This is a genomic window from Helicobacter sp. 11S02596-1 (genome assembly GCF_002272825.1).
Classification (GTDB): domain Bacteria; phylum Campylobacterota; class Campylobacteria; order Campylobacterales; family Helicobacteraceae; genus Helicobacter_J.
On the sequence record NZ_MLAM01000014.1, the window covers coordinates 39,073 to 51,510 of the forward strand.

The 12,438-nt window shown below is 41.6% G+C and carries 12 protein-coding genes and 1 tRNA gene; 3 read left to right on the top strand and 10 right to left on the bottom strand.

The genetic code is table 11. From position 1 onward, the window contains the following. Positions 1-6: 6 nt before the first annotated feature. The 7 genes from BJI48_RS08245 to BJI48_RS08275 form a co-directional block, all read right to left on the bottom strand. Positions 7-417, bottom strand: coding sequence for a hypothetical protein (locus BJI48_RS08245; RefSeq protein ID WP_257874444.1), 411 nt, complete (start codon positions 415-417; stop codon positions 7-9). Then, positions 410-697, bottom strand: coding sequence for a DUF2018 family protein (locus tag BJI48_RS08250; RefSeq protein WP_095333898.1), 288 nt, complete (start codon positions 695-697; stop codon positions 410-412). Before BJI48_RS08250 ends, BJI48_RS08245 begins: the two co-directional genes overlap by 8 nt. Before the next feature lie 2 nt (positions 698-699). Further along, on the bottom strand, positions 700-2,019 hold the full coding sequence (gene hisD, locus BJI48_RS08255) for a histidinol dehydrogenase (protein ID WP_095333900.1): 1,320 nt from the start codon (positions 2,017-2,019) through the stop codon (positions 700-702). A gap of 93 nt (positions 2,020-2,112) precedes the next feature. Beyond that, the gene (locus tag BJI48_RS08260; protein WP_095333902.1) at positions 2,113-2,547 is read right to left on the bottom strand and encodes a Dps family protein; all 435 of its coding nucleotides are present in this window, start codon (positions 2,545-2,547) and stop codon (positions 2,113-2,115) included. Between the two features lie 77 nt (positions 2,548-2,624). After that, positions 2,625-3,629 carry an ATP-binding protein gene (locus BJI48_RS08265; protein WP_257874446.1) on the bottom strand — a complete coding sequence of 335 codons (1,005 nt, stop codon included), beginning with the start codon at positions 3,627-3,629 and terminating at the stop codon, positions 2,625-2,627. A 52-nt stretch (positions 3,630-3,681) separates the two neighbouring features. Then, a complete protein-coding gene (locus BJI48_RS08270; protein ID WP_257874447.1) occupies positions 3,682-3,936 on the bottom strand; it encodes a hypothetical protein in 255 nt (84 codons plus the stop codon). A gap of 56 nt (positions 3,937-3,992) precedes the next feature. After that, positions 3,993-5,069 carry a flagellar basal body P-ring protein FlgI gene (locus BJI48_RS08275; protein WP_095333909.1) on the bottom strand — a complete coding sequence of 359 codons (1,077 nt, stop codon included), beginning with the start codon at positions 5,067-5,069 and terminating at the stop codon, positions 3,993-3,995. Positions 5,070-5,261: 192 nt separating this feature from the next. On the opposite strand from BJI48_RS08275, the gene BJI48_RS08280 reads away from it, so the two are divergent. Further along, positions 5,262-5,338: transfer RNA gene (locus BJI48_RS08280), tRNA-Pro, on the top strand. Between the two features lie 86 nt (positions 5,339-5,424). On the opposite strand, the gene BJI48_RS08285 is transcribed toward BJI48_RS08280, so the two are convergent. The 3 genes from BJI48_RS08285 to BJI48_RS08295 all read right to left on the bottom strand — a co-directional run bounded on the left by BJI48_RS08285 (position 5,425) and on the right by BJI48_RS08295 (position 10,268). Continuing rightward, positions 5,425-7,029, bottom strand: a complete 1,605-nt coding sequence (locus tag BJI48_RS08285) for an NAD(P)/FAD-dependent oxidoreductase (protein WP_095333911.1) — start codon at positions 7,027-7,029, stop codon at positions 5,425-5,427. Positions 7,030-7,323: 294 nt separating this feature from the next. Beyond that, positions 7,324-7,860 carry a hypothetical protein gene (locus BJI48_RS08290; RefSeq protein ID WP_095333913.1) on the bottom strand — a complete coding sequence of 179 codons (537 nt, stop codon included), beginning with the start codon at positions 7,858-7,860 and terminating at the stop codon, positions 7,324-7,326. Between the two features lie 2 nt (positions 7,861-7,862). Continuing rightward, positions 7,863-10,268 (bottom strand): molybdopterin guanine dinucleotide-containing S/N-oxide reductase, encoded by a 2,406-nt coding sequence (locus BJI48_RS08295; protein WP_095333915.1) that lies wholly within the window; start codon positions 10,266-10,268, stop codon positions 7,863-7,865. Positions 10,269-10,578: 310 nt separating this feature from the next. Between BJI48_RS08295 and BJI48_RS08300 the strand changes: the two genes are divergently transcribed. Beyond that, positions 10,579-12,147 (top strand): amidohydrolase, encoded by a 1,569-nt coding sequence (locus tag BJI48_RS08300; protein WP_180763098.1) that lies wholly within the window; start codon positions 10,579-10,581, stop codon positions 12,145-12,147. Beyond that, on the top strand, positions 12,144-12,341 hold the full coding sequence (locus BJI48_RS08305) for a hypothetical protein (protein WP_143428792.1): 198 nt from the start codon (positions 12,144-12,146) through the stop codon (positions 12,339-12,341). Before BJI48_RS08300 ends, BJI48_RS08305 begins: the two co-directional genes overlap by 4 nt. The last annotated feature ends 97 nt before the right edge of the window (positions 12,342-12,438 follow it).

The window sequence follows — 12,438 nt, forward strand, 5'->3', positions numbered from 1 at the left end:
TTATTCCTATTGCTGTGATTGTTCCAAAAATTGCGCCTCACCGCTGATTCCTAGCCACAATGAAGCCGTCCCATCTTTTTGATTGAAATCTCTAAAAGAAATATACAAATACGAATTTTTCGATTTTTCATCATTCCCAAAAAGCTCGAGCTTAAATGTATCCCTCTGGTAGTCCCGATACAAAATAAACTGATAAGGAAAGCTATCATAATTCAAATGCACCACAAGACCAAAATTTTTATACAATGTCCATCGCAATGAAAGCGGTTTTTCAAGAGTGTCTTGATAAACCATTCCTTTATAAAACTGATCTTTTTTTAACACAATATTTTGATCAAAACTCCAAATAGGGGACTTTGCAAAAATAGGCGGGACAAAAAATGTTGCAAAAATAAATAAATAAATAAACTTATTCATTTTCGCTCAAGATTTTTGCCATCGATTCGATCGCAATATTATTTTTTTGCTGGCGGACTTTTTCTTGAAATTCCGTGTCTTCATTGAGCCGCATATACAATTCCCTGAGCTTATTTTCAAGCTCAAATTCCTCAAATGCGACCTCATAGATAGCTTGCAATTCCAGCAATCTTTCAAGCTCAATGCCCGCAAGATTCCTGCTTGCATTAAAGATTATATCTTTCCATTTTTCTATCGGGCTACCCTCAAGAATTTCAAGCCCGTCAAATTTTTCCCACATCATCACTCCTTTGTTCTGGCTAAAATCGCTTTTTGGTGGGCATCCAGCCCTTCTAAAGCCGCTAAATGCGCACAATCATTGCCAAGCTCAAGAATTGCTTGTTTTGAAAAGCTAATAATCGAGCTTTTTTTCATAAAATGCTCCGTGCCTAGAGGCGAGAAAAACCTCGCACTCCCTCCTGTTGGCAATGTATGATTGGGACCAGCGAGATAATCACCAATGGGTTCCGGGCTATTTTCACCCAAAAATATCGCCCCAGCGTGCGTGATTTTGGGCAGGAGTTCAAAAGGATTTTGAACCAAGATTTCTAAATGCTCAAAAGCAAGTGCATTACTAAGGGCAATACATTCTTCAATATCTTTGGCAATAATCATTGCCCCCCGTTGCATAAGGCTTTTTTTAGCGATATTTTCACGCCCCAAACCGCTTAGAATCTCTTGCAAATAAACAAGCGTTTGCTCTGCAATATGCGGGCTTGGTGTCAAAAGAATCGCGCTTGCCATTTCATCGTGTTCAGCTTGTGAAAGCAAATCGTGAGCGATGTATTTGGGGTTGGCATTTTCATCAGCGATAATACCAATCTCACTAGGACCTGCGATCATATCAATACCCACATCGCCAAAAACAAGCTTTTTGGCTGTGGCGACAAAAATATTTCCTGGACCGGTGATGACATCGACTTTCTTGACACCATCCTTGCCATCAATGCCAATGTTGCCAATCCCATAAGCCATCAGCCCAATCGCACTCGCTCCCCCGACTTTATAAATCTCTTTTATCCCGCATAGATGGGCGGTTGCTAGCAAAATATCGCTGGGCTTATTCGCTGGCGTGGGGGTGCATACTACGATTTCTCTCACCCCTGCGACAATAGCAGGGATGGCATTCATCAGAAGCGAGCTAGGATATACCGCCTTGCCTCCGGGAATATATAACCCCGCCCGTTCAACCGGGCTAACTTTTTGACCCAAGATCGTCCCATTTTCTTCAAAATCCAACCACGTTTTGGGCTTTTGCTTGGCGTGAAAAGCATAAATCCTCTCATAAGCGGTATGCAGGGCGGATTTGATATTTTCGGGTAGGTTTTCATAAGCATTTTGGCAGGCATTCGGGGATATACAAATGTCATCGAAAGTCAAGGGATTGTAGCCATCAAATCTTGCAATATGCTCCAAAACTGCCTCTAAGCCACGTGAAGACACATCATCAAGCAAAACTTGAACTTTCTCTCTGACGCCTGTAATATCAAGCTTGCCACGATCGCACAGGCATTGGAATTTTTGGGCAAAATCCAAGTCAGCCGTATTGAATATTTTTATCATCACAAACCCCAACAGCTCAATCTAACGAATTATTTACATTATAACACAATAAGAATATGGTTTAAGAAAACACCCCCAAGAGGGTGGAAAAAGCTAAGCTAAATGTGCTCTTAGCATCCAAAGGGATTTTTGTAGTTTAGCAGTTTGTTCATCAGCGTAAGCAACAGTTACATTATCATTTTCTTTACTTGCCAAATCAGATAATTGTTTAAACTCTTTCTCAAGATACTCATAATCTTGAAAAATACCTTTAAACACATCATCGGATCGAAAATCCGTCCGTGTTTCTTCTTTGACTTTTGCGGTTTTCAAAGCCTCTGTGAGTGTAACAACAGGCTTATCACCCAGCTGGACAATGCGCTCTGCTAGATCATCAAACATATCAGCAAACTCTTCATAGATCTTCTCAGTCGCTTTATGGGTATGATAAAAATCTGAACCTTTCACATTCCAGTGGAAATTGTGGATTTTCATAAAAAGCACAATAGAATCAGCCTGGAGCTGTTTTAACAATTTAACGGTATGCATCAGAAATCCTTTATTAAAAAATTTTATCCGTTAAGATAATTAATCATCATATAGCAGAAGGGTAAATTGACGTTAATCTACATCGCGTTTAAAATTTTGATTTCAAAAATCTTTTCCTGCGTTTCTAAAAGCCGGATACTCCCACTATGGGCTTGCACAATCTGCAAAGACAACGCTAAGCCCAAGCCATTGCCTTTGAGCTTGGTGGTTTGAAATGGTTCAAAAAGCAGATTTTTGTTTTCGACTGCCTTGCCATTATCACTGATAGCAAAGATAATATCATCATCGCAAATCCTTGCTTGCACCTTTACCCAGCCCGTAGCCTCCTCGCTCTCCTCAATAGCGTCAATAGCGTTATAGACAAAGTTTTGCAACACAATCCCCATCAAATCCATATCAAAAAATGCCTCACCATCTTCAAAATCAAACAAAAAATCAATCGCTTTGGTATAGGTGTATTGCTCAATCACATCTTCAAGATCGCCCTTGAGACTAGGCAATGTATGCTTGGCTTTTTGGATACTCACGCCTTTAGAAAATAGCAATGTCGCACTGATAATCCTCTCAACCCGCCATAATGCTTTTTGGATTTCAAACACGATCGGCTTAGAGCTACTATCGACACGTTTAAGCAATGTCGAAGCCAACAGCGAAATCGAGCCGACAGGATTGCGAATCTCGTGAGCAAGATGAGCAGAAACCCGCCCCATCGAGGCTAAGCGTTCCTGCCTTTTTTGTAGCGTAATATCTGTAGCGGTAATGACTTGCTTGTTTTGAATACTATTACTTTGAAAAAGATAGGTTTTTTCTTCGCTATCAACCTCGCCATTAAAATCCTGCTTTTTTGCTTCCAAAAAAATCGCCTCAATCTGGCTTGCCAATGTATTTTTGTAAAAAAAACTCCCATTAGTGTTGATAACCCATATCGCTTGGGGCAAGATCTCAATCACCCATTCATACAGCGCTTTGTAATCTTTAAACTCTTTTTCAATCTTGTAAGTTTGCAAGATAAATTCATTCAAAAGCCCAAGGAGTTCTTGCTTATCTTGCGGGTCGATTTTCTCCAAAATATCGGCGCTAATGACACTCTCATCGGTGTCTAGCTCTTCAAGCTCGATGGTATTTTTGCTGGATTTATCGTTTGCCACTCTGGACATCTTTTAGGAAATTAAACAACAGCTCACTATAGCCAAAACCCCCGCTAAGCTGTTTGGATAAGGTATCTTTATACATTGATTGATAAATCTCGCTACCGGCTTGCTTGGGATAAAGCGGGTCTTCAAGCTTCAAAGAAGTATCTAAAACAAATTTTAACATCAATGCCTCAAAAGCATCAGTTTGCTCCCTCAAGGCTTTATCATCGCCTTTGAGATTGTTGTTTTTTAGCACCTTTTGGGTTTGTGCGCGGTTATAAAGATTGGTCGCATTGCTCACATCTATCTGCATTATATCACCTCGATTTCAGCACTGATCGCACCGCTTCTTTTCATTGCTTCTAGGATAGAAATCATACTTTTTGGGCTCGCCCCCATTTTTTGCAATGCCTTCACAACGCTAGAAATGGTCGCAAGTTTGCCGTTTGAGCTCAAGGTGTTTTCTTTGGGATCAAACATCGTATCATTGTCTAGTTTTTGCGACTGCGCTTCATCAAGGGGTTCTTTGGTGATTTTTATCGTGATATCCCCGCTCGTAACCACCACAGGATGCACAACGATATTCACGCCTGCAACGATCGTGCCTGACTTTTCATCGACGATGATTTTATCTCGATTGGAATAATCCACATTCACCTCTTGAACTAGTGCGAGAAATTCGACCATACTGAGTTTTTCGGGGCGGGCGATTTTGATAGTGCGTGGGTCAATCGCCACAGCGATTTGCTCGCCAAAGACCTCATTGAGGGTATTTTGGATCTTGATAGCATTTTGAAAATTCGATTTTTTGAGGCTCAAGGTCATCCCAGTTTTGTCATAGAGATTGTAACTCACCTCACGTTCGATGGTTGCGCCATTTACGATGGTTCCTGAAAGCAGATTTTGCGAACTCCCCAGTGCAACCGCCCCTTGAGCGATAGCATAGATATTCCCATCGACAGCACTCAGAGGTGTCATCACCAGCGTGCCTCCCTCAATTGATTTGGCATCACCTATTGAAGATATTTGGATATCGATCTTATCGCCCTGCCTGCCAAAAGGAGGCAAAGAAGCGGTAATCATCACTGCAGCGACATTTTTGGATTTGATATCTTCAGGAGAAATCTTTACATTCACGCTTTCAAGCATATTGGCGATGGATTGCATTGTGAATTTTGAGCTGGTTTTATCGCCACTCCCATTGAGTCCTATGACCAAACCATAGCCGATGAGCTGGTTATCCCGCACGCCCACGATATTAGCGATGTCGCCTATTTTTTCTGCTTGGAGTTTCAAGCCAAACAAACACAACAGCAACGCTATCAAAAAAAGATTGCCGAAGTGTTTTTTAGCAAAACATCTTTGAATCCAGTGCCTTTGAATCGCCATAAATTCTCCTTAAATCGCAAGCTTAAGCATTGCATTTCTATGCTTGAAAAAGCAAGAAACATTCCATTTTTTGCGACTATATTTGGTGATTATTTACCAATTATTTGCAGGTTGCTTTGGGGTGAAAATTTTATAAAACGCTTCAAAAAAATAAAATTTAAGGGTTTTTAATGTATAATTCCAGCCTGGTAACGGAGTATAGCGCAGCCTGATAGCGCGCACCCTTGGGGTGGGTGAGGTCGTGGGTTTGAATCCCGCTACTCCGACCAGTTTTGAATTTGTTTCTTTTAAATACTTGCTAAATAATTTTTAATATTTCCGCACAAATCAAATCTCACCAAAATCATCTCTCAACCTAACTTCCCATCAAAATCCCAATCACCCATCCAATCACAACACATACCAAAACAATCACGCCAATGCGCTTGGGATACATATAGGGGTCAAGGATTTTATGAGCTGTTCGATACCCTGCCAAAATCGCACCCGTAAATCCCCCTCCAGGCGCACCAAAGGCACTTGCAAAATAAAGATTTTTGACACTTTTTGACTTGAATCTTTCCCGACCAATAAAGCCTTCTATGTCTTGATCGTAGCCATAAGGCGTGCCTTTGCGGGTTTTGATATAGCGTGCGATGGTTTTTGGTGTCGCCAATTCAGCGTGGATACAATGATTATTAATACCAGCAAACATTTCCTCAAGCCGTGCTTGAATCGCCTCAAGGAGTTGGCGCTTTTTTTCTCTGTATTCAGCTTTCTCCAGATTATCCCATTCTTCAAAGTAGCTATATACCGCAACCACGGCTAAATACCGATCGTCTGAATCACTCAAGCCATTATCGATTTTGGAATAATTAATAAAAGCGAGCGGGCGTTTTTCAATCGGGGCGTCGCTGATTTTGGTGTCTTTAAACGATGAAGTCAGCATCGCTTCATCATAAATGAACGTGTTGTAATCCATATCCGGATAAAGCACGGAAAGATTTTTATCAAAAATCAAATACGCAGAGACCAAAGAAGTCGTGATGGAAAAATCTTTTGTTATCTCCGTATCTGCACGGGTGTCGATATAACTATCCAAAAGCGAAGAATACACGATAGCCGGATCGCAGTTGGCGATGATTTTAGAGGCTTTGAGCGAGATTTGTTGGTGAGTCTTTTTGTCCCGATAGACCACACCCACAGCGGTTTGATCCTGTGTCAAAATCGCACTAACTTCGCAGTTTGCTCGCACCTGCCCGCCAGCTTCGGTGATGATTTGCGTCAATGCGTCTGAAAGGCTTTGAGAGCCACCCTTGATATAAACCCCCTCATCATAATAATGCTTTTGAGGCACAGCGTGAAAACTCCAAATAAACGCATAAGGGTCGTGGTGATAATAGCTGATATTGGCATTGAGGATTTTTTTGAGGCGATCATCGTGAATACAACTATCCAAAACCTTACCAACAGAATCATTAGTAATCATATTTTTGAGGAAAAACACCAGCGTGCTAAGAGGAGCGAAGAAAAATTCTACCCAGCCCATATCCCAAGGGAATCGGCGTGCCAAGAACGCTTGAAATTTGATTTTCCTAAAATAGGTGTCAATCCCCTTTGCCTCATTGGGAAATTTTGCTTTCAAAACGGATTTGACATTTTCAATGCCGTGAGGGATAGTAAGGGTTTCTTTTTGGGTTTTGATAGTCCATACGCTAGGGAGTTTGACGATTTGTATTTTTTTGTCCAAGCCTAATTTTTTAAAAATCAGATGTTTCATATCTGTTTTGGGATTGCCCCAATCTAGCTCGTGCAATCCCGCATCGACTTTCATTCCTTTGCGTTCAAAACAAGTCGCACAGCCCCCAATAAGGCTATGTTGCTCCAATACCAAAACTTTCTTGCCCGCTTTAGAAAGTGTCGCTGCACAGCTCAAACCCCCAAGCCCTGATCCAATAACAATCGCATCAAATGTGTTCATCGAAATAAGCCTTTCTGTAAATTTTGATGTTGAATTGGTGAGTATAGCGCATCCTTGTTTTTCCCTCTTGTTTTAGATCAAAGAAAATGATTTTTTTAATCGCAAATACCGCTATCCCTATGGGTATCTGATAGACAGCCTGCTTGTTATTTTTTGGGAGAAAGAGATTGGTTGGGGTTTTGCCATAAATTAGTCATTGGCAACAAGCCTCGCACGGGCTGTGCGAAACCTATCGCTTTGAAGAAATAAAAATCAGCCAATCAAATCCAACGACCAAATCAGCTTCAAAAAGATCTATTCATCATCGGTGGCATAGCCGTCAGTAGCGTGTGCCTTGAGGTATTGGATGATAATATCAGCTTCTTCATCTGTGGGCATTGCAAAAGCTCTCATCGTGGTAAAAAGCCCATCCCATTCCATCATATTGTGTTCTTTGGGAGCGTGGGCAGAATGGCACATCGAACAGGTATCATAATAAAGAAACTCCGCATCTGCCCAAGCTTCAGCCTGATCTGGATTCAATTCTTTTTTGGGGAGAGCGACCTCTAGGGTATCAGAATCCACTTCACCAACTTTGAGTTTGATAAACGGGAGTTCAAGGTTTTTTGTCCCATAAAGGGTGTGTTTATCCCCATCTTTGAGATAGCCTTTGACCTTGATAACGATTTTTCCATCCGCCTCGCCAACTTGCTCACCTGGCGTGCCTCGTGCAATCGTTCCGATGATGGTTTTTCCATCTTTGCTATAAACATTGGTATTATCCATCACATAGAGGGTTTGAGCAGACAAAGAACACGCCAAAAATACAAGAATTAAAGAAATTTTTTTCATCGTTACGCTCCTATGATTGCAGGGACACAAACAGATTGATAAGGTCGGACAACCTCGTCTTTCCCAAGTTTTTTGATACCAACCAAAGCCGTATTCACTGATGTTGCTTGTGCCATTTGGCTTGTAGGGCGCGAAGAAGTCAGCACATTGACGTGCCCCGCATTGCAACGGGGTTTTTTGGCTTTGAGATCTTCGGGATCATACCACGCCCCCTCTTGAATGGCAACAACCCCCGGACGGATATTATCGGTTACAAAAGCTCCGGCAAGCAATCGCCCCCTAGCGTTAAAAACCTCAATGATTTCGCCGTGCTTGATACCGAGTTTTTGGGCGTCTTGTGTGTTAATCATCACCGGCTCACGCCCTTGGATCTTATAAACATCCCTGACCCACGTATTATCAAGCTGGGAATGCACGCGGTATCTTGGGTGTGGAGAAAGCAAGTGGAAAGGGTATCGTTTTGCCTCATTTGCTCCCAGCCATTCAGCTGGCTCAAACCACGTGGGATAGCCTCTAAAATCAGGCAACCCATAAGAAGCAAATTTTTCAGAATAAATCTGGATTTTCCCGCTCTCTGTTGCGAGCTTGTTAGCGATGGGATCGGCACGAAATTCAGCGTGGCGAACATATTTTCTGGCATCTTCAGAAATATCAAATTCGACATACCCATCTTTCCAGAACTCATCAAATTCCTTAAACGCAGGACCATCGCTTTTTTCATAAAATCCTTTGATCCATTCCATATAGGTTTTGCCACCCGTATAGCGTTTTTCTACTTTTTCGCCACCAAGCCTTTGGGCTAAAAGGCGAAAAATCTCAAAATCATCTCTTGATTCATAAACAGGTTCGATGACTTTTTTCATCGCATAAATCACATTTCTAGAATATGTCCCCCCAGAGGTAATATCATCTCTCTCGAGCGTACAAGTAGAGGGGAAAACAATGTCAGCCATCTTTGCCAAAGGCGTCCACCAAGGCTCGTGAACTACGACGGTATCGACACTCCTGAGGGCCTCGATGAGTTCATTGGTATTGGGGTGATGACCTAGCAAAGAAGCCCCGCAAACATAAACCATATCGATTTTTGGGAATTTGATCTTTTTGCCTTTAAAATTGATTTCTTTTCCGGGATTGAGGATGGCTTCTGAAATCCTAGAAGCTGGGATAGAGGTTGCTACCCGATTTCTGCCTTGAGAAAGCCCGGGCGTTGTTCGATAGCCAGAATTTGCCTGCCCGCCACCGCCATAATGCATTGAGAAACCAAAGCCACCGCCAGGCAGACCGATTTGTCCGATCATACTCGCAAGTGCGATCAAAGCCCAATCAGCCTGCTCGCCGTGCTGGGCTCTTTGCATTGCCCAATTGCCTGCCAAAAATGTTCGAGTAGAAACAAACAAATCAGCGAGTTCTTTGATTTTGCTTGCAGGGATTTCAGTGATTTGGGCTGCCCATTCAGGGGTTTTGGGCGTATTATCCCCATCTTTTCCCAACAAATAAGGCAAAAATTTGTCAAATCCATCGGTATATTTTGCGATAAATTTTTTATCATATTTTCCCGATGTATAGAGATAATACATCATCGCAAGCATTAATGCCACATCGGTATTGGGGCGAATCTTTACCCATTCTGCGCCAAACATTTGTGCGGTTTCTGTGTAAATGGGATCAATGGAAATAAACTTGATCCCTGCTTGTTTGTATTTGGGATAATAGTCGTCATTAACGTGATTGGGGACCACATAATCGATACGATTGCATTTAAACAAATCCGTCCCCCACATCACATAAACCTTGCAGTTAGCAATCATCTCCTCGTGTGCGGTCTGCAATGAATACACTTCCATATCGCCCATAATCGTGGGATTCACCCTCCCAGCAGCGCCGTTGCTGTATTCTCCATCTGTGCCAACAGCCCCGCCTAAGGTTGTGTTAAAAAACCTCCCGGCTACGATGTTTGAATTATGCAACCTGCCAACGTGCCCCCAGCCCCCATAACTGCCATTATAAATATTTTCTCTAGGGATTTCTTTGAGTTTTTTAGCCACAAGATCGAGGGCAACATCCCAACTCACACGGACAAACTCTTCTTTACCTCGCAGTTTTTTATTGTTTCTTTTGCCCTCCAAATAACTTTTGCGAACACAAGGGTATTTGACCCTTGTATCTGAATAAACCCTATCAATCATCGCTTTGATCATTATTGAAGGATTTGCATCGGTTTTTTGAGGGATAATATCTTTAATCACGCCATCTTCAACCTTTGCCACAAAAGGACCAAAATGCGTTGCGTGTGGGATCATTTCGGTTTTTTTAAACACCCCAACTGCTTGAAGAGGCGATGAAGCCAATGCGCCCAAAGACGCCAAGCCAACACTCCCTTTCAACATATTTCGTCTTGAAATAGCCATAAAATCTCCTTATCTTGTTAAAATAATTGCATATTATATCGCGGGTTTAATTTAAAAAAGATAAATAATCATTATATAAAAATATATATAAAGCCTCTGCTCTGCCTACAAAAAATTTATCCAAAAAGGTATGCCAAAAACTAAAAAACAGAACCAACACCCCAAAATCCAACACCATTTTTCAGGTAAGTAACCGAATGTATCAAAGCAATCTTGTGATAAAAATTATATGAATGTCATTAATACTTTACTGGTATATTTTTTATATCACTACAAACGTGAAACAAAACACCAACACAAAGGAAATAAAATGCAATACTTTAAAAATGGTATAATATTTAAAGAAAAAGACAATTTTTTCCAAGCAATGGGTGTGGAGAATGGGAAAATCTGCTGGATTGGCAAAGATGAAGAAATTGCGGGCATTGAGGCTATTGATTTAGAGCATTCCATCGTCATCCCGACTTTTATCGACTCACACACCCATCCAACGATGGTTGCCAAAAACATTGAATGCACCCCGTGTTTGCCCCCATTGGTAAATTCTATTGAAGACATCATTGAGGCACTCAAAAAATCCCCACAAAATAATGGCGATGAAAACCAATGGATCGAAGGCTATGGCTATGATGAATTTGTCCTCAAAGAAAAAAGAGCCCCAACTTGCAAAGACTTGGACAAAATCTCAAAAAAACAGCCTATTTTGATTTGGCATTCCTCTTATCACATCGTTGTGGCTAATTCCAAAGCAATGGCATTAGCAGGTATCACCAAAGACACGCAAGACCCCAAAGGCGGGCATATCGGAAGATTTGAAAATGGCGAACCTGATGGTGTCTTTTATGAACCTGGGGCAACCGAACTAATCAAGAATCAACAAATTCCCCAAACCTTTGAAGATGTCGTTAGGCAACTGCTTAAACTAGGCAAGAAATACGACAAACTAGGAATCAGCGGGGTATGCGATATGTGGTGTTTCTCTGGTGAATTAGATAGTCTTGCGATCTATGAAGAAGCAAAAAAGCGAGGATTCAATCAAAAAGTAGGGCTCTACTATGCGTGGAGTCAGATCAAAAAAAATGGCAAAAAGCCTATCCCTGCGAGAAAAGAAGGGGATATTGCCATTGCTGGCATCAAACTATTTGTCGATGGGAGCATTGCTGGAAGAACCGCATTTATGAAACAAAATTATCTCAACTCCAACGACAGAGGGATGAAGCTGATAGATGAAGCGGAGTTGATGGAGGCTGTTAGCTATGCGAGAAATCTGAAAATGCAAATGGCAATTCACGTGATGGGGGATGCAGCGATTCAATTCCTTATTGACACGCTCAAAGACATCAAGCCTTGGTTGGAAGATACCCCAAGCGTGCGATTGGAACACGCCTCCATTCTTTCAGAGTCCCAACTCAAACAAATGAAAGAAGCAAAAATGTCTTTTGGTCTTGCTCCCCAGCCGATATTTTTGTTTGCCGAATATGAAGCCTATAGAAGCAATCTCGCCCCTGAGTTGCTAAAAACTGCTTATGGGGTCAAGACGGATGAAAAATATGTCCTCACAAGCCTCTCTAGCGACGCACCAGCGACACTCTGGGCAGAGCCAGAAAATTTGTATTACACGCTCCAAGCCAGCGTAGATCGTGTGAGTGCCAATCATCAAGATATGAATCAAGAAGAAGCCTTAGATATTCAAAAAGCGCTGGCTATGCTTTCGCTAAATGGGGCGAAAATCGCACGATTCAAAGATATTGGGAAGCTAGATGTTGGCTATGAAGCGAGTTTCCAAGTCCTAGACAAAGATATTTTCAATATGCCCGCCAATGAGCTGGGGAATGTCTTACCAAAAGAAGTCTATCTCAAAGGAAAAAAAGTCTATTGATTCGGTGGGTTTTAATGGTTTTTAAAAGGTTAAAAATTTTAAGCTTTTCTCTTTACTGGGGTGATGGGTTTTGCTGGGAGTTGCTCTCCTTAAAAACCATTGCTTCTTCAAACAAACCCACCCACCAACACAACCTAACCATAGCCTATAACCAAGCATACACCCATACACCCATCATCAATAACACCCATTAAAAGCCTAAAATATCGATCGTTTGGCTTATTTTTCTGTATTAATTTATAGAATAATGCGCGTGGGTATTTGTTATATCTACCTTATGGGGTGTATGGG